Annotated in this window: 25 protein-coding genes; 17 read left to right on the forward strand and 8 right to left on the reverse strand. The window is 49.3% G+C overall.

Annotation, left to right across the window (positions count from 1 at the left end; genetic code table 11):
• Window positions 1-135 precede the first annotated feature (135 nt).
• Both ACEPSU_RS03045 and ACEPSU_RS03050 read left to right on the forward strand, forming a co-directional pair.
• Window positions 136-894 carry an SDR family oxidoreductase gene (locus ACEPSU_RS03045; RefSeq protein WP_395322770.1) on the forward strand — a complete coding sequence of 253 codons (759 nt, stop codon included), beginning with the start codon at window positions 136-138 and terminating at the stop codon, window positions 892-894.
• Window positions 895-969: 75 nt separating this feature from the next.
• Window positions 970-1929 (forward strand): 2-hydroxyacid dehydrogenase family protein, encoded by a 960-nt coding sequence (locus ACEPSU_RS03050; protein WP_395322771.1) that lies wholly within the window; start codon window positions 970-972, stop codon window positions 1927-1929.
• A 685-nt stretch (window positions 1930-2614) separates the two neighbouring features.
• Here the strand turns inward: ACEPSU_RS03050 and ACEPSU_RS03055 are convergent.
• The 3 genes from ACEPSU_RS03055 to ACEPSU_RS03065 form a co-directional block, all read right to left on the reverse strand.
• Entirely contained in the window at window positions 2615-2968 is a 354-nt protein-coding gene (locus ACEPSU_RS03055) for a fluoride efflux transporter FluC (protein WP_395322772.1), read from the reverse strand.
• 6 nt (window positions 2969-2974) lie between these two features.
• The gene (locus tag ACEPSU_RS03060) at window positions 2975-3349 is read right to left on the reverse strand and encodes a fluoride efflux transporter FluC (RefSeq protein ID WP_395322773.1); all 375 of its coding nucleotides are present in this window, start codon (window positions 3347-3349) and stop codon (window positions 2975-2977) included.
• Between the two features lie 173 nt (window positions 3350-3522).
• Entirely contained in the window at window positions 3523-4788 is a 1266-nt protein-coding gene (locus tag ACEPSU_RS03065; RefSeq protein ID WP_020089434.1) for an MFS transporter, read from the reverse strand.
• A gap of 179 nt (window positions 4789-4967) precedes the next feature.
• Between ACEPSU_RS03065 and ACEPSU_RS03070 the strand changes: the two genes are divergently transcribed.
• The 3 genes from ACEPSU_RS03070 to ACEPSU_RS03080 all read left to right on the forward strand — a co-directional run bounded on the left by ACEPSU_RS03070 (window position 4968) and on the right by ACEPSU_RS03080 (window position 7972).
• On the forward strand, window positions 4968-6608 hold the full coding sequence (locus ACEPSU_RS03070) for a PucR family transcriptional regulator (RefSeq protein ID WP_020089433.1): 1641 nt from the start codon (window positions 4968-4970) through the stop codon (window positions 6606-6608).
• Between the two features lie 199 nt (window positions 6609-6807).
• Entirely contained in the window at window positions 6808-7476 is a 669-nt protein-coding gene (locus ACEPSU_RS03075; protein ID WP_395322774.1) for a hypothetical protein, read from the forward strand.
• A gap of 124 nt (window positions 7477-7600) precedes the next feature.
• A complete protein-coding gene (locus ACEPSU_RS03080; protein ID WP_395322775.1) occupies window positions 7601-7972 on the forward strand; it encodes a hypothetical protein in 372 nt (123 codons plus the stop codon).
• Window positions 7973-8032: 60 nt separating this feature from the next.
• Here the strand turns inward: ACEPSU_RS03080 and ACEPSU_RS03085 are convergent, their stop codons facing one another.
• The 5 genes from ACEPSU_RS03085 to ACEPSU_RS03105 form a co-directional block, all read right to left on the reverse strand.
• Window positions 8033-8650, reverse strand: coding sequence for a sugar O-acetyltransferase (locus ACEPSU_RS03085; protein ID WP_395322776.1), 618 nt, complete (start codon window positions 8648-8650; stop codon window positions 8033-8035).
• Between the two features lie 21 nt (window positions 8651-8671).
• Window positions 8672-9082 (reverse strand): peptide deformylase, encoded by a 411-nt coding sequence (locus ACEPSU_RS03090; protein ID WP_020089428.1) that lies wholly within the window; start codon window positions 9080-9082, stop codon window positions 8672-8674.
• A complete protein-coding gene (locus ACEPSU_RS03095; RefSeq protein ID WP_395322777.1) occupies window positions 9075-9623 on the reverse strand; it encodes a DUF1697 domain-containing protein in 549 nt (182 codons plus the stop codon). Before ACEPSU_RS03095 ends, ACEPSU_RS03090 begins: the two co-directional genes overlap by 8 nt.
• A gap of 82 nt (window positions 9624-9705) precedes the next feature.
• Window positions 9706-10248, reverse strand: coding sequence for a DUF1697 domain-containing protein (locus ACEPSU_RS03100; protein ID WP_395322778.1), 543 nt, complete (start codon window positions 10246-10248; stop codon window positions 9706-9708).
• A 76-nt stretch (window positions 10249-10324) separates the two neighbouring features.
• Window positions 10325-11203, reverse strand: coding sequence for a LysR family transcriptional regulator (locus ACEPSU_RS03105; protein WP_395322779.1), 879 nt, complete (start codon window positions 11201-11203; stop codon window positions 10325-10327).
• Between the two features lie 297 nt (window positions 11204-11500).
• Between ACEPSU_RS03105 and ACEPSU_RS03110 the strand changes: the two genes are divergently transcribed.
• The 12 genes from ACEPSU_RS03110 to ACEPSU_RS03165 all read left to right on the forward strand — a co-directional run bounded on the left by ACEPSU_RS03110 (window position 11501) and on the right by ACEPSU_RS03165 (window position 23618).
• Window positions 11501-12967 carry a UbiD family decarboxylase gene (locus ACEPSU_RS03110; protein ID WP_395322780.1) on the forward strand — a complete coding sequence of 489 codons (1467 nt, stop codon included), beginning with the start codon at window positions 11501-11503 and terminating at the stop codon, window positions 12965-12967.
• Between the two features lie 14 nt (window positions 12968-12981).
• The gene (locus ACEPSU_RS03115; RefSeq protein WP_395322781.1) at window positions 12982-13545 is read left to right on the forward strand and encodes a UbiX family flavin prenyltransferase; all 564 of its coding nucleotides are present in this window, start codon (window positions 12982-12984) and stop codon (window positions 13543-13545) included.
• A 1-nt stretch (window position 13546) separates the two neighbouring features.
• Complete coding sequence (locus ACEPSU_RS03120; RefSeq protein ID WP_395322782.1) at window positions 13547-13957, forward strand: amino acid decarboxylase; 411 nt, start codon at window positions 13547-13549, stop codon at window positions 13955-13957.
• A 349-nt stretch (window positions 13958-14306) separates the two neighbouring features.
• Window positions 14307-14945, forward strand: a complete 639-nt coding sequence (locus tag ACEPSU_RS03125) for a Firmicu-CTERM sorting domain-containing protein (protein WP_395322783.1) — start codon at window positions 14307-14309, stop codon at window positions 14943-14945.
• A gap of 344 nt (window positions 14946-15289) precedes the next feature.
• Window positions 15290-15982 carry a Firmicu-CTERM sorting domain-containing protein gene (locus ACEPSU_RS03130; protein ID WP_395322784.1) on the forward strand — a complete coding sequence of 231 codons (693 nt, stop codon included), beginning with the start codon at window positions 15290-15292 and terminating at the stop codon, window positions 15980-15982.
• Complete coding sequence (gene xrtG, locus ACEPSU_RS03135) at window positions 15983-16579, forward strand: exosortase family protein XrtG (protein ID WP_395322785.1); 597 nt, start codon at window positions 15983-15985, stop codon at window positions 16577-16579.
• 6 nt (window positions 16580-16585) lie between these two features.
• Window positions 16586-17935, forward strand: coding sequence for a TIGR03111 family XrtG-associated glycosyltransferase (locus ACEPSU_RS03140; protein WP_395323529.1), 1350 nt, complete (start codon window positions 16586-16588; stop codon window positions 17933-17935).
• A 75-nt stretch (window positions 17936-18010) separates the two neighbouring features.
• The gene (locus tag ACEPSU_RS03145) at window positions 18011-19573 is read left to right on the forward strand and encodes a TIGR03766 family XrtG-associated glycosyltransferase (protein ID WP_395322787.1); all 1563 of its coding nucleotides are present in this window, start codon (window positions 18011-18013) and stop codon (window positions 19571-19573) included.
• Between the two features lie 150 nt (window positions 19574-19723).
• Window positions 19724-20266, forward strand: a complete 543-nt coding sequence (locus ACEPSU_RS03150) for a hypothetical protein (RefSeq protein WP_395323530.1) — start codon at window positions 19724-19726, stop codon at window positions 20264-20266.
• 167 nt (window positions 20267-20433) lie between these two features.
• The gene (locus tag ACEPSU_RS03155; RefSeq protein ID WP_395322789.1) at window positions 20434-21102 is read left to right on the forward strand and encodes a type 1 glutamine amidotransferase; all 669 of its coding nucleotides are present in this window, start codon (window positions 20434-20436) and stop codon (window positions 21100-21102) included.
• Between the two features lie 202 nt (window positions 21103-21304).
• Entirely contained in the window at window positions 21305-22270 is a 966-nt protein-coding gene (locus tag ACEPSU_RS03160; protein WP_395322790.1) for an ADP-ribosyltransferase, read from the forward strand.
• Window positions 22271-22430: 160 nt separating this feature from the next.
• Window positions 22431-23618, forward strand: coding sequence for an MFS transporter (locus ACEPSU_RS03165; protein ID WP_395323532.1), 1188 nt, complete (start codon window positions 22431-22433; stop codon window positions 23616-23618).
• Window positions 23619-23660: the final 42 nt, after the last annotated feature.

Consider the following 23660-nt stretch of genomic DNA (forward strand, 5'->3'; position numbering starts at 1 on the left):
GATTAGCCCATCAAAGTTAACAGAAATCGGTGAGTCGGATTGGAAGGGCGGTAACGCCGGACTAATTCGGCTATCACCGTCACTCTATTGTGAAGTTTGTTACAACCACATCAAAAATTCTGGAGGTAGAACGCTATGAGTCATCGTTTAGATGGAAAAGTTGCGATTGTTACGGGTGGTACGTTAGGAATTGGATTGGCCGTTGCCGACAAGTTCGTTGAAGAGGGCGGCAAGGTTATGATCACTGGGCGGCATGCTGATGTTGGTGAAAAGGCTGCGAAGAGTATTGGTGGCCCAGACGTTATTCAATTTTTCCAACACGACGCAACCGATGAACAAGGCTGGCTGGACTTATTTGACGCTACCGAAAAGGCTTTTGGTCCGGTAACGACGATTGTGAACAATGCCGGTATGGCCGTGAACAAGAGCATTGAAAATACCACGACCAAAGAATGGAAGCAACAATTGGCTGTTAACCTGGACGGGGTCTTCTATGGGACACGTCTTGGGATTCAACGGATGAAGAACAAGCATCTCGGAGCATCAATCATCAACATGTCTTCAATCGAAGGCTTCGTGGGTGACCCTAACTTGGGTGCTTACAACGCTTCAAAGGGTGCTGTACGGATCATGACTAAGTCCGCCGCCGTTGACTGCGCCCTGAAGGACTACGACGTTCGAGTTAACACCGTTCATCCTGGTTACATCAAGACCCCATTGGTTGACGACCTGCCGGGTGCTGAAGAAGCTATGTCAGCGCGGACCAAGACGCCAATGGGCCATATCGGTGAACCCAACGATATTGCTTGGATCTGTGTTTACTTGGCCTCAGACGAAGCCAAATTTGCAACCGGCTCAGAATTCGTGGTCGATGGGGGTTACACTGCCCAATAAACCGGCAGTGCATCGCTGTGTGAAAACGTATACAATAGAGTTGTAAACCCAAATCTTGCAGAAGGAGTGACATTCATGGCTAGTGTTTTAGTAACTGCAGCAATTCCAGAGTCTGCTTTAGCTATTTTGAAAGAAGCTGGACTGGAGATCGATGTCTATACGGGCAGTGGATTAATCACGAAAGAAGAATTGGTTAAGCGAATCGTGGGTAAGGACTATCTGATTACGCCGTTATCGACGCAGGTCGACAAGGACGTCATCAATGCCGATCCTGGTTTGAAGATCATTGCCAATTATGGGGCGGGCTTTAACAATATTGACGCTGCTTATGCACGGCAAAAAGGAATTCCCGTAACCAATACGCCAGAAGTCTCGACTGTTTCAACCGCCGAAGTGACGACGGGTCTGATGATTACGTTAGCACACCGGATGGTTGAAGGCGATAAGCTGATGCGGACCAAGGGCTTCGATGGCTGGTCACCACTCTTCTTCTTAGGTCATGAACTCTCTGGTAAGACACTGGGGATTGTCGGTATGGGTCAGATTGGACAAGCCGTTGCGAAGCGGATGAAGGCGTTCGATATGAATATCATCTACTCACAACGGACCCGGCTTGATCCAAAGGTGGAAGCCCAGTTTGATGCGAAATTCGTCAGCTTGAAAGAGTTGATTCAAACGAGTGATGTGCTGAGCCTGCACTGCCCATTAAACGACGCTACGCACCATATGATTGGGGCACCTGAATTCAAGCAAATGAAATCATCTGCTTACCTGATTAATGCCGCACGGGGACCCGTTATTGACGAGGCGGCTTTGCTGGAGGCACTGAAGGCTGGCGAATTGGCCGGCGCAGCGCTGGATGTATATGAAGCAGAACCGAATGTCGATGATGGCTTCAAAGCACTGGATAACGTCATTTTGACGCCTCACGTAGGGAACGCTACCGTTGAAGCGCGGGACGCGATGGCCGCTATCGTTGCTAAGAACACCGTTCGGATCGATCAAGGACAAGAACCACTGCATATCGTTAATTAACACCACCTTCATATTATGATTAGAGAATAGTTTTGGCGGAAGCGACTCAGACATGGGTGCTTCCGTTTTTTTGTGCTTGATCAAGCTTGGTTACTTGCGGCTGTGTGAATTCCGCTTGCGGCCAAAAAGCGAGCTTCCGGTTCAGCCTTCGTGGTAAATTCGGCTAGGTCGACAGCCATAGAACTTGATTGCCGACTGTTCTAAAGACTCTATAGCTGCTAAAGAAGTGTCAAGAATAGATGACGACTCTAAAGGTCATCTGTGACGTAAGATATGAGTGTATTATTTTTCTAGTGATTCATGGATTGAGTTGATCATAACAGAGCCTTTCATAAATAGCGACAACTATCGTATTGGGGGTCCGGGCGGTTAAAGGCGTCGTCGGTTCTGCGAGTCAACCACTGCTGATGACAATCACCATGATAGGGGACTAATGCCGGCTTAGAAGGTTTGTAGGGCATACAAAAAGGGAGCAGTCGCCACTGCTCCCTCACACGACACCACACTAGACTTGCGGTTACCCATAGTATACGCCGTTCACGAATCTAGAACAACGCTTTCATTGCTGATTTTGTCAGTTGAACGACTAGCGCTGAAAGGAGCAGGTAGAACACTGCGCCTTTTTCGCGGCTGGTGAGCCGCACGTGGACTGCGCGGTTCTGCACTAGGCTGCCAAGGTTGATTGTTAAGTCACCAGCGTGTAGCCGACAAAGGCACTGACGACCCCCAAGGTTGCAGATAGTGCTAAGTAGCTCATCGCCGTGATGGGTTTGTGATCAATCAGTTTGATGAAGTCGTTAGTGAACGTAGAGAAGGTGGAGAAGCCACCCAGAAAGCCGCTGGCGACTTGAAAGAGTAGTGCGGTTGGCGCGAGTAGTCCGGTTGCGATTCCCAGCAGGCCAGAACCCAGAATGTTAATGGTGACGGTGGCCACTGGAAACTGCGTCGGTCGAATGACCAGGTCAGTCACGTAGCCTACTGTGAAGCGTGTCAGGGCGCCGCAGCTGCCAGCTAAGCAGATGTAGAGGATTGCCAGCATTAGCCATCACGCCCTTTCGATGACGCGAGCGCTGATGCGGAAACCAAGAACAGCGGCCCCACACCCCAACAGTAGGCTGGTTAGCCAGTAGATAAGTGCCAGTCCCAGTGCCCCTTGCTGTAGGAGGGCTACGACGTCCATGGAGAAGGTTGAAAAGGTCGTGAAGCTCCCAACGAGGCCGACAGTTAGACCGGCCATCACGGCTTCTGAGAGGGGGATTAGGGTGGGAAGCGTTTTGGAAATGAAGGCGAGGAGAAAGGATCCCACCACGTTGATCAGGAGAATCGTTGTCAAATGGTGGTTGGTCATCGAGGTGAGGCCAAGCCGTAAGAGACTGCCACAGAAGGCAAATGCAAAGATCGCGCTGAGCTTTTTAAGCATACTGAGGACCTCCAATTTGTGATGAACTCGCAAACACCCATAGGCATAGCCATCCACGATTGGTTGAAACATCTGGCAGTGGGTGGCATGCTTATGGGTGTTTGCATGGGGCTATGTGGATTACAGGGGAAGAAACGATGTCAAAATAATGGAGAACTCGCTGAACGCGAGACTTAGGCGTTGGCTTGCTTCTTGTGCAAGTTGGCCAGTAAGAACAGGATGGTCCCGACGGCCAACAGGATAATGGCGATGTAGAAGCCTAAGACTTTGGAACCGGTGGCATCAGAGATACTCCCAGTCAAGGCGGGGGCAATGATTGAGGACATCATCCCGAAGAAGTTGAAGACCCCTAAGGTTGTCCCAACACCGACTGCTGGGGCGTTTTCACCCAGCCAGGAGATGATGATTGGTTCAACGGCTAGCTTGCCCAGGAATCCGTAAAGAATCAGAGCAGTCAGTAGGAAGGCGGAAGTCTTGGCTTGCACCGTCAGCAGGAGCATTGCGGCGGAGAGGAGTTCCAAAACGACAATGAATTGAATCTTTTTATTTAAATATTTATCAGCTAATTTACTGAAGAATAGGGCACCAGGAATCGAGGCAAAGGCAACCAGTGATGAGGAGAAACCAATGGCAGCACCGTGGAAGCCCCGTTCAGTTGCCAGGAAGTTAGGTAACCACGTCACAATCATGTAGTAGGCATAGCAGGTTGCGAAATATAAAATGTAGGCGAAGAGCATCTTGGGCTGGAAGAGGGTGCTGAGTGACACCTTTTCCTTAACTTTAGGTTCCGCAGCGGCAGCGGCTTTTGCAGCTTCTTCGGCAGCTTGGATGTTCACAATATCGTCCTTGTTGCTCTTAATAATAGCTTGAAATGCAATGACCATGCAGATAATCATGACAATCGTGATGTACATCATCGTTTGCCAAGGCATGCCTTGTTGGGCGACTAAGAAACTTGATAGAATCATACCGAGCCCGGAACCAACGGCGGAACCACTGTTCACGATGGCCGTGGAGAAGCTCTTCTTGTCGGCGGGGATGTTTTGTGAAGTCAGGGAGTAAGCGGACCCGTAGAAGGACCCACAGCCTAACCCGGCTAAGACGGAACCCACGTAGATCATCTGAATGGAACTAGCCATGGCCACGATGAGGGCGGCGATGGCAAATAGAATAAATCCGGGAATCAACACGCGCTTTTTCCCAATCTTATCGACCAGGAATCCCGCGGGAATCTGCATAATAACGTAACCTAAGAAATAGAAACTTGAGATGGAACCTAACGCGGTGTCAGAGACCCCGCCGCCAAGTGATGAGCGGATTTGGGGGTAGACCGGCGCAAGGGCAGAACGGTAGATCCAAATGGTAATCCAGCCGGCACAGAGTAAGATGACGATCTTCTTCCAATAGGCCATACCTGATTTTTCTGTAACTTTGTCCATGATAAGTCCTCCAATTTCACCATATATGTAAACGCTTACAAGGACAATTATAAGGAGATTCACAAGAAATTCATTGCATACTCTGCACCATAAATTAATGGTATTTGTCTATTTTAGCTAAATATGTTTTAATTAGGGAGATGAAAGCGCTAACTTTTTATTTAAGGAGGCTAACTAAAGTGAGCACACTCAAAGAGTTACTGAACTTACCGCGATTCTCAGATTTGGAAGTTTTATCGATTCACAAAGACATGGAACGACCGGTCGAAAGTGTCGAAATTACCGAAACCCCCGATGTTGCAAATTTTATTCCGGAACATGTCATTATCTTGACAACGGCAATGGTTTTCCGGAATGGACAGGAGAAGTTGAAACCGTTTCTGGCATCGCTTAAACAGCGAAATGTCACGGCTTTAGGAATTAAGGTTGGCCGGTTTATTGATAAGATTGATCCGTCAGTGGTGAAATATGCGACTGAGATTGATTTGCCAATTATAAAAATTCCTAGTGGTCAGCCGTTAGGTAGTTTACTCTACCAAATGCAAAGCTACTTATGGGACACGAAAACGGAACAACTTACATATGCGCTAGACATTCAGAAGAGTTTTTCTAACTTATTGATGCATGATGTCAGCAACGGCCGCTTTATTGCGGAACTTGGAAAAATTATTAATGCACCAGTTATTTTATTGAATCCGTGGCACAAGGTCATTGGCAATTCTCAATTTTTCTCGGAATCTGATCATCCGGCTTCTTTCTACGCGGAACAGCTTAGTTCACATGATTATCAACAAATCAACGAAGGTAAAAGTACGTTGATGATTAACGACATTCGTGGGGAAAAGGTCCAAATATTGGGCTATCCTGTTAAGGTGGCTAACTACTTCCCGTATTATATGTTGATATTAAAGCCGGAACAGATTCCATATCCGATTTCTGAGTTTGCGATTGAGCAGGCAGTGCTGGTGTTGACGTTTATTTTGTATAAGAACCGTAAAGTTCAAGAGTTCTTTGACTTGATGAAGAGTGACTTTTTGTCACAATTGATTAAAGCTAAAACCACTCAGGAAGATAATCGTGATTGGATTGACTTGGGTGATAATTATGGCCTGATTCCAAGTGATTATTATCGGATGGCCTTGGTACACTGTGTGCCAAATGACAGTATCCGTAATCAAATATTTTATCGCAAAGAGGAATCTGAAGTCGCTAATAGTTGGTTGCAGGAACAACTTCCTTTGAAGATTCGTGATGTGGTGGCGTTTAAGGTCAAGAATAGCAACGATATTGCCTTGCTTTTTCAATCGAAAGAAGTTGGCTTCGAACGAACAGTGAAGAATTTGGTGAAGGAACTTAAAGATGCTTTGAAGATAAATCTGAGTTTTTCCTTTGGTAATCCATATGACAAGATTGAAGATATTTCAAACTCCTACATTGAAGCCAAATCAGCTTTGGAGGAAGTTAAGCAGCGGGAGAAGCCCGACACGATGAATTACTATCATCCTAAGGGATTAATCGGATTATTTGATGAGACGAACAACGAAGATATTCACTACTATTGTGAAAAGGTATTGAAGGATTTGGCTTATCCGGAAGATCCAGCAATTATTGATTTAAGAAAGACTTTGCAGTTTTACTTAGACTTTAACTGCGAGATTACTAAGACTGCCAACACATTGTATCTTCACCGGAACACGATTAAATATCGAATTAAGCAGTGTGAAAAGATTTTGGGACAATCTGTGAAGAACCCGCAAACTAGTTTGAATTTACGACTCGCTTTGGAATTATCTAAGTCGGAAGATGTGCCTGTAGTGTAGGCCGAGTACAAGGCTTATATTGTTTCATTGGATGGTGACAGTCGTCTACGTATCGTCGTAGTGCGGCTGTTTTGTTATCCAATAATTGCTATAGAATTCAGTTCAATCTTGCAACAAAGCAACCCGCATTCATTGCACCCTCACCAACTTTCCACTAAGCTAGGGGAAACGAGCGCCAACACAGAATGGAGGAATGGTGATGACGACCCCACTAAGATTTGATGAAACGCGTTATCAGTCGGCGCAGGTGACGATTGACGGGCAAGTTTTGCGGTACCGTGCCTTTCTTGGCCTAGACTACGTGACCATGCCGGTTGATGCTATTCAGCAGCTCAATGTCTTTGTGCCCGAATCATACTTTGACAACGGCCAAGTCAACGGCTATACGCGAGTCACGGCGCCCATCTTCATGCCCAACACGGTTGGGGACGTCATCAGTAAAGATCCTGCCGTGGCACCGCAATTGACGCCAGTTGCCCAGTTTGAAGGGGAATATTTGGCGGCGGACACACAAGATTCTATCGTGTATCCTGTGATGGCGACCGGCTCGTTTACCTTTCCTCAAATTGCGCAAGTCGGTATGCCCGTTGTTCAAGCGGTTGGCGATAGCGACTACCGGATCAAGCGCTTGGCGTTATCCCCAGACTTTGCTTATGCCGGGACGAACGATGAGGATGCCGAATTAGTCGGTGTCTTTGACCAGCAGAATCGCTTGGTCGGGGCTTCCGAGGTCAGTCAAACGGCAACTGACGACGTTAACCAGTTGGCTGGGGTTATCGGGTCGGGCCAGACCGTAACGGATTGGCGCCAACAACAGCTGTATATCTTTCCAACATTAGCCAGCAAGATTAAATACTTTTTAGCCTAGTTTCTGAGCCCGGGGCAAAACCCTAGGCTCTTTTGCTGACCACCGTAACCCCCGCATTTCAGTTTACTTTCCGTGCTGAATCACCTATGGTAAACGTAAATAAATGGAAAGGGTGGCGGAGATCATGAGTAAACTTTACGGGTACGTGCCGCTATTGACGGGATTGGGGAGTCTGTATTTTCTATTGGTCATGTCGCTAGTTCCCTCATCAATGAGCAGTCTCGGCTTGGACTTTAACTGGCACAGTCCAGACGTCGTGGCAGTTTCCTTGATTCTAGTCGTGGTCGTTGTGACGGCTTGTGCCAAGAGCCGAACGGCCAAACGTATCGGATTGCTGGTCAACGGCATCATCGTCTTGGGGATGACCGGCGACCTCCTGCACGTCCAGCATTCACCGCTACTCACGGACTATCTATGGCTGTGGGGAATTCTGATGTTATTTGATTTTGGACTACTCTGTTGGGTCAGTTATCAATTGTGGCGTAATCAAAAATAGAAAAACTGGCTCACCGGAAAACCCGTTAGCGCGGAGTTCCTGGTGAGCCAGTTTTAGTTTCTAGTGAATTTCAGACTTGTATTTGATCGAATCTTCCTCGGTAATCTCACGAACAACGCGGCATGGATTACCGACAGCCAGCGAGTTGTCGGGGATGTCACGGGTGACGACCGAGCCGGCGCCGATAACGCAACCATTCCCGATGGTAACGCCACCGATAACCGTCACGTTACTGCCGAACCAGCAGTTGTTACCAATCTTGATGGGCTTGTCGTATTCGATATCGAACAGCGAGCCGTCTGCGTGGGGTTGGAGGTTCCGTTCCTGGTAACGCAGGGGATGCATGGGGGTTACCAGCGTGACGTTGGGGCCAAACCAGACGCTGTCGCCAATCGTCACATCGCCACAGTCCAGCACGGTAAAGTTGGCGTTGGCGTAGAAGTGTTTGCCCAAGTGGGTATAACTCCCGTAGTCAAAGAAAATCGGTCCTTGCAGGTAGGTGCCCTCACCGTGATTAGGAATCAGTTTTTTGAGGATCTCCTCACGCTTTTCGGTCTCGTCGTCAAAGGTCATGTTGTATTCCTGAGATAGCCGATGTGCGTAGTGGAGCCGTTCCTGAAGCTTGGGGTCAGATGGGTCGTAGAGTTTACCCGCTAACATTTTTTCTTCTTCGGTCATGTCAAAAGATCTCCTTAATAGTTAAATCACAATGCCTTCACAGTGGTCGACTTCGTGTTGAATGATTTGGGCCACGAAGCCGGTGAAGGTCTGATGCTGACGCTGGAAATTCTGATTTAAAAAGTCCACGTCAATCGTTTGGTAGCGCGTTGTTGGGCGTTCGCCGGTCAGTGACAGGCAGCCTTCGCTGGTCTGAAAGGGACCGGCTTTTTTCGTAATCTGGGGATTGATCATAGCTACGGGCAACACGCCCATGTCGACCACGATGATCCGCTTGTTAATGCCAATCATGTTGGCGGCCATACCGACGCAATTCTCGCTATTAGCCTTTAAGGTATCGAGTAGGTCCGTGACGACGGCTGCGTCGAGCTTGGTGGCCGGTTGCGCCTTGGTACTGAGCTGCGTAGGGTCGTGAACAACGTTTCTAATCATTGGTTTCCTCCAAAATTTGTTTAAGTTTGTTGGTTGTATTGTAGTTGCGGGCGCTGGTCTGCTTGTAGAATGGCGTGCCCATGATCTTTGAGTAGAACGAGCGGCTGAAATGGGTCCGCAGTGTCGAGGTCCAGAAGATAACGTTGGGCGTGATCAACACCTGGTCGTAATCAGCGGTGATGTGGTCGGTGAGCCAGCTGTCATGCGCCTGGTCATAGGTGTTCAATTTGAACAGGGCGTTGTGGCGTAAGGTCTCATCGGCGCCCCACCAAGCCGGTGCTTGGGCGAGGTCGGCAAGAAACTCCGGTTGCGTTAACAGGCGAAAGTCGATGGGAAATTCAAAATTGCGGGTCAGTATCTGAGCCACCAGATGGTTACAATCCGCAGCGGACTGGTCACTGGTGAAAAACAGATTGCCGCTGTTAATGTAAGAACGCACTGCCGTAAAGCCAGCAGTCGTCAGGAGGTCGCGTAGCGTGGCCATGGGGACTCTGTGGTTGCCACCAACGTTGATCCCGCGTAGAAGTAAGAGATAGTTCATGCCAACATTCCTTTCCAGTTGTGAAATACTGAGGCCCATCACCATTGTTCAATTTATTAATGTAAGCGCCTTCTCAATTATATCATGTTGTGCGTTCTTGTAGAAGCTGCCAAAGCTTATGGGTTGTACGATAACTGCGGGTACTGGTCTGGTGGTAAAAGGCGGTTCCCCAGACCTGACCGTACCACGAGTGCTGGAAATTACCGGTCGCCGCGACCGTCCAGAAGATAAGGTGGGGTGTCATCGCCACTTGATCAATGGGAGCCAGGTGGTCGTGAAGCCAGGTATCGTGCTTGCCGTAATCTTGAAGTTTGAACAGACACATGTGCTGGCGATTACCTTGGCCGTCCCACCAGATGGGGGCTTGTTGAAGCTCAGCCAGGAAGGCCGATTTGGCGAAGACACCAAAATTAATAGGAAAGGCAAAGTTGGTGCTGAGGACGGTGGCAATGCGTTGCTCACAGGCCGGTTGGGACTGATTACTGGTAAAGCAGAGATTGCCACTATTGGCGTATGAGGCGACGTGCACGAAGCCGGCTGCGGTCAACAGGGCCCGCAATGTGGCCATTTTAACCGGGTGATAGCTTCCGCCATTGATGCCCCGCAGAATGAGCAAATAGTCCATTGATTAAGTTCCTCCTAAGAAGTTGAAAACCATGCAACCAATTCGCTAAAAATGACATTAGTCGTAAGTAGAGGCTCTATTCAAGATAACGCATAAAACGGCGAGCCGCCTGACTGAGAGTGCCGCGAGGATAGACGAGTTGCAGGTGACTGATTAAGGGCTGGCTGAACGGTCGGGTCACGTAGTCTGGGGTGAGGAAGGGCTGGGCGGCCTTGGCGAATAAAAATGTGACGCGTTGTGTATGGGCAATCATGCCCAGCAAGGTTTCGATGTGCGGTGTGGTAAATCGAATATTAGGCGTGAAGCCGGCCGTTTGGTAGAGGGCGCCCATTTTTTCATAAACGCCGGAACCGGGACTGAGCGAGACGACTTCTACACCGTGTAGGTCGGTCATGCTGACTGCCGCTTGCTGAGCCAGGGGATGGTCGGCAGCTAGTACGACTCGTAACTCGTCCGTGTCCAGATTAACCGCTTCAAATTGGGATTTGCTAAGTTGCTGACTTTGGACATCACGGAGAATGCCAAGATCAAGCGCCTGATTCTGTAGTTGTTTGAGTAGGTCGGCCCCTTCAAGTTCTTCCAGGCGAATGTTGATCTGAGGAAAGTCGTGCATGAACTGACTCATCTTGCGGGTTAAGCCGTACTGCGACATGACGGGAACACTTCCGATGTGGAGGGTGCCCCGTTGCAGTGTTTTATAGTCTTGAAGTTCAGTCTGCATCAACTGATATTGAGAGGTGATGGTCTGGGCATAGCGGAAGAAAACCTCGCCACTCTCCGTGATGGTTAGTTGACGTTTGTTCCGTGTCGAAATCAGGCTGGTTTTCAGTTCATCTTGCATGTTGCGTAGGCGTTTGGATAGCGCCGATTGCGTAATATTAAGCTCGACAGCAGCATCGGAAATGTTGCGAATCTGATAGAGCACGATAAAACTGTAGAAATCGTCTAGCGTCATGTGAGACCATCCTTTCTGGCAAGCGGTTAAATGAAAGTTCTGTTATTCCTATCAAGCATAACGTTAGTCGAAACCGGATTTGTTTGCAAGGGTTTTGGAGATTAAGGTTGATACATAAAGTGATTGAAAGTTGCAAGTAGTTAAACGGTTATCATCATTGAGATTTCAGTCGCAAGATGGTCTGGCAGCTTGTTGCAGATACGTTTTGGATATGTCGTTAACCTTATGGTGGAAAGCTACCTTAGCCGAAGATGACAACTTTCAATGCTTAACGAATGATCCGCAGGAGGTAATTTAATGGCAAATGAACCGTATGATCTACGTAAAGTGTTAGCGGAATTGAAGACGCAGCCCGGGCAGTATCACGCGACCGATGTGGCCGTCGATCCCAACGCCGAACTCTCTGGCGTTTACCGCTACATCGGAGCCGGTGGAACCGTCGAACGACCGACACAAGAAGGCCCTGCGATGATGTTTAATCACGTAACGGGCTTCCCCGGAACCAAAGTCTTGACGGGACTAATGGCCAGTCGTAAGCGGGTGGGGCTGATGTTTCATCACGATTATCATACGCTGGGGCAATTTCTTAACGATGCCGTTGAAAACCCCGTTCCACCGGTGATGGTTGATGATGCGCCTGCTCATGAGGTCGTCCACAAAGCGACCGATCCCGACTTCGACATTCGTAAGCTCGTGGCAGCACCGACCAATACACCGCAAGATGCCGGCCCGTATATTACCGTGGGGGTTGTGCTGGGGTCTAACAAGGCCAAAACAATGAGTGACGTTACAATTCACCGAATGGTATTGGAAGATAAAGATAAATTGGGCATTTACATTATGCCTGGTGGCCGGCACATTGGGGCGTTTGCCAAGGAGTATGAGGCGGCTAATGAACCGATGCCCGTGACCATTAACATTGGCCTAGATCCGGCCATTACCATTGGCTGCACCTTTGAGCCACCAACCACGCCGCTCGGGTACAATGAGTTGGGTGTCGCCGGTGCAATTCGGCAGGAAGCGGTGGGTTTAACGCCAGCGCTGACCGTCGATGAAAATGCCATCGCGCGTTCCGAATTTACGTTGGAAGGGGTCATCATGCCTAACGAACGCATTCAAGAAGACATCAACACCCATACCGGGAAGGCCATGCCTGAATTCCCCGGTTACGATGGCGATGCTAATCCAGCGCTACAGGTGATCAAGGTAACCGCCGTGACGCACCGCGAGAATCCCATTATGCAGAGTGTCATCGGTCCTTCCGAAGAACACGTCAGCATGGCTGGCATCCCGACCGAAGCCAGCATTTTAGAGCTGACCAATCGAGCCATTCCCAGCAAGGTCCGCAACGTCTACAATCCGCCAGCAGGTGGGGGCAAGTTGATGACCATCATGCAGATTCACAAGGAGGACGAGGCTGATGAGGGGATTCAGCGGCAGGCGGCTCTACTGGCATTCTCGGCGTTTAAGGAATTAAAGACGGTCATTCTGGTTGATGAAGACGTGGATATTTTCGATATGAACGACGTAATGTGGACCGTTAACACGCGGTTCCAGGCCGACCAAGATCTAATGGTCCTGCCGGGCATGCGGAATCATCCGTTGGATCCGTCCGAACGCCCGGAATACGATCCCAAGTCGATTCGAACGCAGGGGATGTCTTCCAAGCTGGTGATCGACGGAACGGTACCATTTGATATGAAGGATCAGTTTGTGCGGGCCCAGTTCATGAAGGTAACGGACTGGCAAAAGTATTTGAAGTAAAGGACTGGTGGGGAATGAAGAAGATTGTGATTGGTGTCACCGGGGCTTCCGGAACGATTTACGCGGTCGACCTGCTTAAAAAATTGCGAGCTCTGCCCGATGTGGAGACACACCTGGTTATGAGTGCCTGGGCCAAGAAAAACCTGGCCCTGGAAACGGACTATACGCTAGATCAGATCAAGGCATTGGCCGACGTGGTCTACAGTGACCGCGACCAGGGTGCCGCGATTGCCAGTGGCTCATTTCTGAATGATGGTATGGTCATCGTGCCCGCCAGCATGAAGACGGTGGCCAGCATTGCCTACGGATTCGGTGAGAACTTGGTTGCCCGGGCGGCTGATGTCACAATTAAAGAACAACGTAAGCTGGTGATCGTGCCACGCGAAACGCCGCTCAGCGTGATTCACCTGGAGAATTTAACTAAACTGGCGAAGATTGGCGCGCAGATCATTCCCCCGATTCCAGCCTTCTACAACCATCCCCAGACGATTCAGGATCTGGTCGATCACCAAACGATGAAGGTATTGGATGCGTTCGGGATTCATGAGCCTACTGCCAAACGTTGGGAGGGGGATTAGCATGCCTAAGTTTAGTGTGACCCAGGAAAATTACACGATTGACGCCGACGTGACGGTGATTGGCGAGGACTTGCTGATTGTCGTCACCGGCGGCAGCAATCCCCACATTGGGGACGTGACGACACTGACGCGAGATACGGCGATGCAGACCATCAAGTATCCCAGCCATGACGGTCGGTTCCACAAGGACAACTTTGTTGGCGAACGGGTCGCCAAGGTGGTTCAACCGGTGCTCCCAGGCAGCTGTACGGTGACAGCTGGAATTCACGTCAATCAGATTACGAAAGCCCAGATTGCGGCGTCGGCACCAATGGGCGAGAATTTAGGCCGCCAAATCGTGGCTTGGTTGGCACAACACCCACTGGCTGCGCCAATGCCGCAATATTATAGCGATAGCGAACAACCTCAGTAGAATAGTTCAGGATCAAGTCAGGCCAGCCGCTGGAAATGGGGCTGGCCTTTTGGTTCTAAAGAATTTGTAAACTTTAGCAGAACAATGCGACTAAATCAGCCGAAATTACATTAGTAGTAAGTAGAGGGGGCTGAAAACACAGATAATGGTGTATATTTTTAGGAATATTTTAAAAGTAAAGAGAACAAGTTTGGTGAACCTTAAAACTAGCTTAAATGCTTGCACATATCTCTTGAGTCGGGGGTATATTCGCTAAAAATACGGCGTACAATTGAGGCAACCATAACGCGGTCAAAATATTTGAGTCGATGTACGAATTACTGGGTGATGGCGATTGGAGGAGAGTTCTATGCGTAAGGTATTTTGGATTTTACTAACTTGTGTGAGCCTTATTTGGGTCGGCAGTGCGGCCACTACCGCACGAGCCGAGACGGCCAATAGTAAGCTGAACATCAGCATTGATGGTGATTTTAGCGACTGGGGTGACAAGCCAATGACTAGCCTGGACGGGGATGCTAAAGCTTCACTTGTGGCGAATGATAGCACCGTTTACTTCTATATGAACACGAATCCTAACGATAATAAACACGGATTTGTGTCATTGCCCAACAGCTATTCACTGAAGGTTGGCGATAAGACCATCAGTATTGCCTTGGGTAAGGCCAGGGGCCTAGGGGCTGGTAAGACTAAGCCGGTAACAGTCAGTGCCAACGGTCGGACGATTAGTCGTGCGCAGGCCATGATCTCACGTCCCAAGGATAGTCATGGGAACTATGAAATCGTTGAAATGGGCTTGCCTTTGCATGACCTCGGCGTGGTTGCGACTTCTAGTCAGAATATCTCAATGACCAGCAGTGACGCGACTTTTGGCGGCGCTACTTTGACGACGACCGGTGGGAGCACGGGTGGTGTGATTCTGGTTGCGGCTGGTTTTAGCATTGCCATTGTTGGTGTCGTGAAGGTTGCTCGGCGGCGGAAAGTGGCTTAAATAAGCGTTCGGTAGGTGACTGGGTGTCGAACTGAAGCGGACAATCGGTTGCAATGGGATAGCAATCGAAACTGATTCGCTTACATTTATAATTTCTTCCTAATTTCTATAGTAATGTCACACTTATTCGGTTATGATGAAAAACCAGTAGAAATTTCATCCAGAAGTGACTACAATAAAGGCGAATAAATGATTGACTAACAGGTTAAACCATTTTCTAGTGATGACTAGCATCAGTGATGGCGAGTAAAGGTTCTGGCTAACCAGCGACTATTGTCGGCAAGCAGCCGAAACTTTTAACGGGTTAGTACAATCGTGTGTGACAGAGTTGAGGAGGAATTAGTGTGCGAAGAGCCATATTATTAATTGTTGCCCTGTTTGGGGCGTTTTGGTGGGGAACCAGTACCACGATGGCTAACGCGGACAGTAATCGCACAGCGACAAATAAATACGACATTACTATCGACGGTAACTTTGACGATTGGTCTGGCAAACCGATGACCGAGGTCAAGGAACCTGGAGACAACTACAATATCAAACGTGAGTCCTTAGTCGCGGATGATGACAATATTTACTTTTATCTCAATATGTCACCGGAACATGGTGGCGGGTACAGCACCTTGCAACCATCCGGGTATGTTTTGAATGTTGGCAGCAAGACGTTTTACGTGACGTTTAAGACGGACGGTACGTTGTCCGATGGTACGACGGTTTCCGGGACCGTCAATGCTTGGAACAGTGAGAATGGTGGCAATGGTGATCTCAGTCAGGCGACGATGAGGGTTCACCGTTACAAGACGGCCAATGGTCACAACGATATCATGGAAGCCAGAATTCCACTGAGTGAGCTCAGGGTCGCCGGGGGCTCACAGACGATCACCATGAAGAATGCCAACCTGGGGACGCAAACGCTGACTGCGACTGGTGGGTCAACGGGTCCCTTCATTTTAGCCGGTATCGGCATGGTGATTGCACTGGGTGGTGTTGGCACGGTTATCACAACAAAATCTAAATCGAAAAAGCAGAGGAATGCTTAGATGAGTAGCTACCTGTTATTGGGCATTATCGGGTGGCTCTACGTTATTTCGGTGTTAAAACGGGCCCACCTTTCCGCGTATTACTTTATCGCGGGCAGTGTTGGCCTGTTCTTTATCCTGATTGCGTTGGGCAACCCATACTGGGTGTGGTTTATGACCCACTTAGTCATCAATGGCGTGTCCACGTTGGGGGACTTAACGCACTGGTGTCAGGCCTTCACGAAGTACGGCATTGTTTATATTGGCAACGGCACGAATCCAGTGACGATGTCGATTGACTATGAATGTTCCGGAATCATTGAAACAACGGCATTTATCGGACTTCTGGCCTTTTTCCCGACATATAGTCGCCAGGAGAAGGTATTTTATCTGGTCATGGGGGCCCTGTGGATCTACCTGTCCAACGTGATTCGGTTGATGCTAGTGGTTTCGTTGGTCTACTTCGGGGGTGCCAGCTGGTACTTTATGGCGCACACGCTGTTAGGCCGAATTGTCTTCTATGTGTTGGTCATCATGCTGTATTACAACGTTTTTACCTATTCGCAATTGTCGCAGAGTCTCTATGCCAATTTCAAACGACGCTTTTCGAGAGGTTAACCATCCGTGAATTACTTTATTAATCTAACGCTAACGCAAATGGGCTTTTGGATTACCTGGGCCTTGATTCCTATTGTCGTCGAAATCATTCCATCGTTGATCTCGGCGATTCATTTGATGCGTCAAAGTCGGCACATTAAGAATCTTTCTGCGCCCGCTAAATTACCATTCATCTCAATCATCGTGCCGGTCTACAATTCTGAAGACACGCTTTTTGCTTGCCTGCAGTCGATCAACGATTCCACGTATCCGAATGATAGTATGCAGATCGTGCTGGCCGATAATCAGAGTACTGATGATAGCTTTAGTTCCTTTGCCCGCGCCCAGAATCATTTCAATCTCAATATGCAATTCATTCAGACGGATCAGGGAAAGGCCAAGGCACTGAACGGAGCGATCTATCAGTGTATTGGCACCTATATCGTCAATATTGATAGCGACGGTGTTCTGGAACAGAATGCGCTAATGAACATGGTGCTGCACTTCGAAAATGACATCGACCTGGCCGCCATGACCGGGACAATTCTCACGCAGCGATATCAGATCAAACGCACTAAGGGTCACTGGCTGCGGTTTCTCCAGAAGACGGAATACTTTGAATACGCGCAAGCCTTCTTATCCGGGCGGACGATTGAATCGGACAACAACGAATTATTCACGATGTCAGGGGCGTTCTCAGCCTTCCGTAAGGACACGTTGCTGGACACATTTATGTATAATACGGATACGGTTGGTGAAGATACCGATATGACTTTTCAAGTGCGGCAACGGCTGAAGCGTAAGGTGATGCTCTGTGCCGATGCCATCTTCTACATTGAACCGTTATCCGGACTGGAACAGCTCTACAAGCAGCGCCAGCGTTGGATGCGTGGTGAGTTGGAAGTCTCCAAACAATACATGCATCAAAATGCACAATTGGGTCAATTCTTTAAGAACTTTTTGGTTCGGCGCATGATTGTCGACCACACCTTCGTCTTTCCGAAGATGATCTGGATGTTTGCTAGTATCGTCCTATTATTCTTTCGGTACTCTCCCGTCGTCTTAGGGTTGTCGTACGTGGTGATCTATCTCTTGTACGTCTTCGTCTCGCTGGTCAATTATGTCAGTGTGGGGCGGTTACTGGTCAAGTTCCCCAATGAACGAAAATTTTATCACAGGATCAGTTGGGTCGTGTGGTCATTACCGCTCTATAACTTTTTCGTATCTTGGATTCGACTAGTGGGGGTCATCAACTCAATGTCGCTACCTGGTGTTTGGAACACAGCGACCTTTTCAGCGGAAACACACGCGGCTAAACACATCGTTCATCACGATGTGCATTATCTTCGCAGCAAGAAGGGCAGCGAGTGGAATTAAGGGCAACCGGCAATACGAGGATAGCAGTAATTATCAGCCATTGTGGGCCAATAATCAGCAAAGGAGGAGTATGCAATGGATCATCAGCTATTTAATTACGGTAACCGATTCATTCGGGGACTGTTTTACTTCTTCTTTGGGTTGACCACGTACTTCGCCATTACTTCGGTCAACTTGATTTTGGGTGACAACGCCAAGACGGGGAGTGGCACAACGATCGTTACGGCAATTGTGCTCATTGTGGCAATTACCGTGTTGATTGTGGGTTTTGCTTATCCTCAGGTATCACACGTCTTCAAATGGCTCTTTGTGCGCCACCAAGCTGTGACGGCGGTCACACTTTTATTACTGACCGTTGCTTGGCAGGTAGTTTTTGTGTTGTGCATGCATCCGGCCATTGGCTTTGATGTGGACGCCATTCACGAGGCCCTGATCGACCCCAAAGATGTCAATACGATGTCGTACTTTAGTCAAAACTCGAACAACTTGCCGATTCTATTGGTCCAACACTGGTTAGTGATGGGCTTTCATACGACCTCTTGGTTGTTCTTTGATTGGGTCACGCTGATCTTGACGGACCTCTCCGCCGTATTCAATATCCTCAGCGTTGCCGTGATTGATCGCCGAAAAGTTCCGGCAGCCATGTACATTCACGCCGGTTGGCTGGCGCTCTTTCCCATGATCATTGTGCCCTATACTGATGCCTGGGTCTTACCGTTCGTCTCGGCTTACATCTTTTGTTACTGTGTGTTGAGTTATACTCAGTGGCATTGGACACTCAAGGTACTAGCTGCGGTTGGGTTGGGACTAAACGTGGCAGCAGCATACTTCATGAAGCCTTCTGCCATTGTCGCCTTGATCGCTATCATTTTAGTCGAACTCCTCCAAGTGATTCGGCGAGAATACTGGCAAGGGTTGACGCAACGCAAGGGAGCTATCGTCGTCGCTTGTCTCTTAGTCAGCGGCATGGCTGGCGGTGGTGCCTACGTTGCCGGTAATCACGTTCTCGACACGCAGAGCTACATTAAAATTAATACAGCGCGTGCCATTCCGGCTGTCCATTTCATGAGCATGGGAATTTCCGGGGACGGGGGCTATAACGCCAAGGATGCGCTGAAGATGGCGCAGTTACCGACGAAAAAATCGCGGGCAGATTGGTCGAAAAAGATGTATCTGAAACGACTGAAACAACGCGGATTTTGGGGCTATCTGGCTTTCTTGGTGAAGAAGCAACGCAATAACAGTGCTGATGGATCCTTTGCCTGGATCAAAGAAGGACATTTCATTTTACATGGCACGAAACCCAAGGGTACCGGATTTGCGCGCAGCATTCGTGAGTTTGTCTACTTGTATGGGACCCGGTTAGGTGATTTTCGCTATTTGGCGCAAGCTTGGTGGATTGTCTGGCTGGTCATCATCTTTTTCGGCTGGAGCGATCAGCACAAGTTCACCCAGGTTCTGCGACTCACCGTTATTGGAGCGTTTATGTTCTTACTGCTGTTTGAAGGTGGTCGGAGTCGGTACCTGATTCAATACTTACCAGCTTTTCTGATCTTGGGAACGCTGTCTTTTCGTCGTTCACTTACGGCTTTACGGCGATTGTTTGGCTGGGTTAAGCATCCGGTGCAACCATCGTGAAATTTGATAAATCAAGAATGACTAAGGGTAAATAATGGCCTAATCTTTGGGGGCTGTTATTTATTTTTTTATACCGCAATTGCGTGGCTAGCTGGTGTATACTATGGCTGTATCAATCACACGACATAATCCTGGGGAGGATCTTGACTGATGAAAAAGCAAATTTTATTCATGGCATTACTGGGTGGCTTAACGCTTGGTGGGACGCAGATTGTGGCACCAACTGCGGCACAAGCCAGCACCCGAAAGACGGTGAAAGCTTTGCCGAAGAAGTTGCAAGGGGCCTGGTACCATTATGATGGTCACGGCAAGTACGATAGAGTAAAGTTCACAGCGACCAAGTGGCGGACGGTGGGCTACCAGAATGGGAGCCGCTATGCCAGCACTTCAACGCTTCACCAACGCAAGCTTAACGCTGATCCAGATAAGCTGGCACGTCACGCCAATTGGGTTGTGGGCTGGAAAATGACCGTTCGGCGGGCTAACTGGACCGATCTTCGCGGCTGGAACCAGTCGGCTGGGGATGGCACCTACTATAAGGTAGCCAACAAACGGTATCACGGGCAAAAACTGGCGGTTCTCAGTGAAGCTGGTGGTGCTGGCGTCTGGGTCACCCAACACTACTATGCCTCGAAGCAAGTTGCTAAGCAGATGAAGAATCACCGCTTCCACAGTGAAGTATACTACGCATAAATACGATATTTTGGAGGAACTACCATCAGGACTGGTGGTAGTTCCTTTTGCCACCAGGTCATGAGGAGAAGCATTGACAAGCTAACTCAGTTAACCGATAGCCTGATGGTCCTATGACCAACGTAACCTGCTATAATCAACCTAAAGTGAATCGGGGAGGTCTTTACATGCGCGTGAATATTTTGCAACATACACCAGAGGAGGGGCCGGGAGCCATTCGCATCTGGGCCCATGCTCGCGGCCATCAGGTCTACGTTTACCATCCGGCACAACACGGCAAGTTGCCATCAGCGGCGGAGACGGATCTACTGGTGGTCTTGGGTGGTCCGATCAGTCCTAACGATGATGCGCCATGGATTGCGGCCGAGCGCTACTTGATGCGTGAAGTGATGGCGGCCCACAAGCCGATCTTCGGTGCGTGCTTCGGGGCCCAACAGATTGCCAAGCTCCTAGGCGCAACGGTCAGCCCGGCACCGGTCAAAGAGGTCGGCTGGGCGCCGGTTACGCGTCAGGCCAATGTGATTCCGGGATTGCCGGCGCAGCTGAAGGTCCTTCACTGGCATCAGGATATGTTTGCGTTACCGGATGGTGCAACGCGACTGTTTGCCAGCGAGCAGATTCAGAATCAAGGCTTGGTGGTTAACGACAATGTGGTCGGCCTCCAGTTTCACTTGGAGGTTACGGAGGATAACGTGCACGCGATGGTGGTCAACGATGGCGATTACGTGGCAGATTCCGTGTTGCATCAGACGGCCCAGTCCATTGAAACAACGCCAGTGCCTGATGAGAATCGGGCGGCCATGTTTCAGATTTTGGATTATATTACAAGAAGTTGAGTAATCGGGAGGGGCTGAAAAGATGGCCGCTCCCTTTTTGGTGGTAGCGCCGAATGCGGTATTTAGTCAACGGTTAGAATGAAAATTAAATTTGCCCCTGAACGGTTTAAGGAGCGTTTAATCGTGCTATACTCATGAGCGGAGGATGATACATTGCCGACGGGGAAATCCGGTGATGTTCGGCTCCGGAGGAGGAAATTTCATGAATAAAGTTACCTGTTTGATAGGGTTGGCAGCTGTTGGGTTCACGTTAGGTGGGGCTACGATGGAGGCACTGCCAGCGAACGCTAAGGCTAAATCGCCTGAGCTGATCTACATTGACAGTGAGTCGGCGACCAATACCTCGGCCGGGACGCAGCAGGTGGTTACGAACCACACAGTGACGGCGCTGACACAGCCCACCGACCAGTCGGCACCAGTCAGCGTGATGATTCCCAAGAATACGGCACTCAAGGTCGTGCAGCGAACAGCGGCAGGTACTGTCGTGACTGTGCCCGGAAGAACTCAGACGCTTTTGATTGCCCAGACTGGCAACTACACTTACGGCAACCGGGCCATTAAGCTTACCAAGCATGACTATCGTGAGCTGGTTAAGCGCTCCAAAGCGTGGGCTGGTAAGCTCAGCAAGCGGCAGATCAAGGTCATTGGTAACTACACCGGCAATGGCTCCGATAAGTTAAATAACGCCCTACGTTATCCCAAGCGAGCAACTACGGCCAAGACACGGCAACGGGTCAAGGATCTGCGGGCGAGTCTCAAGACGTTCAAGCTGACCCATCCCATGACGGTTTACCGGGGGACGTCGAATAAGGTTGCGCGGCTCGCGTTGCATCAGAAGGCTCTCAAGCCAGGAGCCGTCTATTCAGATCCCGGGTTCGCCTCGACCAGTACCAGTCATGCGGTCGCTACGGAATTTACCTCGCAAGTTTTGCTCAAAATCAACTTTCCCAAGGGCTATCACGGGGCCTATCTGGATCCGATCTCTACGGTTCGAGGGGAGAAGGAATACCTACTTAACCCCAATACTAAGTTGATTGTGACCAAAGTCCAGCGTGTGACGGGACAGACGACCACGACGATGATGACCACGACCGGCAAGAAATCCAAGACTCAGGTCGATCATGAAAAACTGGCGTATCAACTCGTGACTCTGAATTTGTTGCAATGATAATTAAAGCACCAATAATGTGAAATAAAACGGTTAGTTGCTTGAGAGGACTAGCCGTTTTTTCTTTTGTCGTGTAATCTAGAGAGTAACAGTTCTTTTGTCTGGAAGAAACCAAACGGGGATTCTACCTTAGAAAATATACGTGGAAAGGAAGTTTGTCGTGTCTAAATACCGTCTCCAAACCATTATCTTTGTCCTAACTTCATTCATGCTGGGATGTAATGAATTCATTGTCGTCGGGGTTATTTCGGATATCTCGAAATCGCTGAACGTTTCCGTGGCTACAGTAGGCTATTTGGTCACGATTTTTGCGACGGTCTTTGCTGTCAGCACGCCGTTTATTACGGTGTTGACCAACCGGTTCAGTCGGTACAAGACGCTGATGGTACTTGTCCTAATCTTCTTGGTGGGTAATACGTTGAGTGGATTTGCTACCAGCTATGCCATGTTACTGGTGATGCGGGTGGTGACGGCTTCCGTTGCCGGGGCAATCGAGTCCTTTATCATTGCTTTTGCCAATGACATCGCGCCACACGACAAACGTGCCGTCCTGATTGCTTGGATTTCGGCTGGCTTCAGTATTGCTTCGGTTATTGGGGTGCCGATTGGGGTGGCCATCAGTACGGCCGATAGTTGGCATACGGCGTTTCACGTCATCTCCGGTATCACGTTGGTCACGGCGTTGCTGTTGGCTTGGCTGCTACCACGCAACGTCGCGCAGACCAAGGGTGGTGTGAAAGATCAGTTAGTTTTTCTCACGGACAAGCGGGTTTACCTGGGCATCGCGGTCAACCTCTTCATGGCGGCCACGATGTACGCCTATTACACGTATATTCGGCCATTGATTACCACCAGCATGGGGTTTGACCTGACGAGTCTGAATTGGTTGCTCTTTGCGCTGGGAATCATGAGTATCATCAGTAATCGCTTGTCAGGGGCGTTAGCGGAACGCAATGGATTGTCGAAATTGCCGTGGTTCTACGTGGCAGATATGCTCCTGCTGGTTGCGTTGCCAATCGCACTCAACAGCCAGGTGGCGGGGTTCGGGATTCTACTGATTCTCACACTGATTGTGACGATAGCCGGCGCTCCCATTCAGATTCACTTCCTGGATGTGGCTGCCGAGAGTTATCCGCAGGCAACCATGCTGGCGTCATCGGTCAGTGCAATTTCATTTAACATTGGGATTTCGGTAGGCTCAGCCACGGCCTCACTGATGTTGAGTCAGGTGGGTCTTCAAAATATCAGTTTTGGTGCCGCCGGTTATGCGTTGGTTTCCCTGATCTTGGTGGTTGTTCTGAACCGTGTTATCGCTGCCCATCAACAATCTGTGGCCTTAGAAAAATAAGTTTCAATTGGGGACGTTTTCATGAGGCGTCCTCCTGCTTAT

The sequence above is a fragment of the Levilactobacillus parabrevis genome (assembly GCF_044051715.1).
Taxonomy (GTDB): domain Bacteria; phylum Bacillota; class Bacilli; order Lactobacillales; family Lactobacillaceae; genus Levilactobacillus; species Levilactobacillus parabrevis.

Coding starts and splice junctions, on each gene's coding strand:
- ACEPSU_RS03045 (WP_395322770.1), top strand. CDS start 136: ATGAGTCATCGTTTAGATGGAAAAGTTGCGATTGTTACGGGTGGTACG.
- ACEPSU_RS03050 (WP_395322771.1), top strand. CDS start 970: ATGGCTAGTGTTTTAGTAACTGCAGCAATTCCAGAGTCTGCTTTAGCT.
- ACEPSU_RS03055 (WP_395322772.1), bottom strand. CDS start 2,968: ATGCTGGCAATCCTCTACATCTGCTTAGCTGGCAGCTGCGGCGCCCTG.
- ACEPSU_RS03060 (WP_395322773.1), bottom strand. CDS start 3,349: ATGCTTAAAAAGCTCAGCGCGATCTTTGCATTTGCCTTCTGTGGCAGT.
- ACEPSU_RS03065 (WP_020089434.1), bottom strand. CDS start 4,788: ATGGACAAAGTTACAGAAAAATCAGGTATGGCCTATTGGAAGAAGATC.
- ACEPSU_RS03075 (WP_395322774.1), top strand. CDS start 6,808: ATGACGACCCCACTAAGATTTGATGAAACGCGTTATCAGTCGGCGCAG.
- ACEPSU_RS03080 (WP_395322775.1), top strand. CDS start 7,601: ATGAGTAAACTTTACGGGTACGTGCCGCTATTGACGGGATTGGGGAGT.
- ACEPSU_RS03085 (WP_395322776.1), bottom strand. CDS start 8,650: ATGACCGAAGAAGAAAAAATGTTAGCGGGTAAACTCTACGACCCATCT.
- ACEPSU_RS03090 (WP_020089428.1), bottom strand. CDS start 9,082: ATGATTAGAAACGTTGTTCACGACCCTACGCAGCTCAGTACCAAGGCG.
- ACEPSU_RS03095 (WP_395322777.1), bottom strand. CDS start 9,623: ATGAACTATCTCTTACTTCTACGCGGGATCAACGTTGGTGGCAACCAC.
- ACEPSU_RS03100 (WP_395322778.1), bottom strand. CDS start 10,248: ATGGACTATTTGCTCATTCTGCGGGGCATCAATGGCGGAAGCTATCAC.
- ACEPSU_RS03105 (WP_395322779.1), bottom strand. CDS start 11,203: ATGACGCTAGACGATTTCTACAGTTTTATCGTGCTCTATCAGATTCGC.
- ACEPSU_RS03110 (WP_395322780.1), top strand. CDS start 11,501: ATGGCAAATGAACCGTATGATCTACGTAAAGTGTTAGCGGAATTGAAG.
- ACEPSU_RS03115 (WP_395322781.1), top strand. CDS start 12,982: ATGAAGAAGATTGTGATTGGTGTCACCGGGGCTTCCGGAACGATTTAC.
- ACEPSU_RS03120 (WP_395322782.1), top strand. CDS start 13,547: ATGCCTAAGTTTAGTGTGACCCAGGAAAATTACACGATTGACGCCGAC.
- ACEPSU_RS03125 (WP_395322783.1), top strand. CDS start 14,307: ATGCGTAAGGTATTTTGGATTTTACTAACTTGTGTGAGCCTTATTTGG.
- xrtG (WP_395322785.1), top strand. CDS start 15,983: ATGAGTAGCTACCTGTTATTGGGCATTATCGGGTGGCTCTACGTTATT.
- ACEPSU_RS03145 (WP_395322787.1), top strand. CDS start 18,011: ATGGATCATCAGCTATTTAATTACGGTAACCGATTCATTCGGGGACTG.
- ACEPSU_RS03150 (WP_395323530.1), top strand. CDS start 19,724: ATGAAAAAGCAAATTTTATTCATGGCATTACTGGGTGGCTTAACGCTT.
- ACEPSU_RS03155 (WP_395322789.1), top strand. CDS start 20,434: ATGCGCGTGAATATTTTGCAACATACACCAGAGGAGGGGCCGGGAGCC.
- ACEPSU_RS03160 (WP_395322790.1), top strand. CDS start 21,305: ATGAATAAAGTTACCTGTTTGATAGGGTTGGCAGCTGTTGGGTTCACG.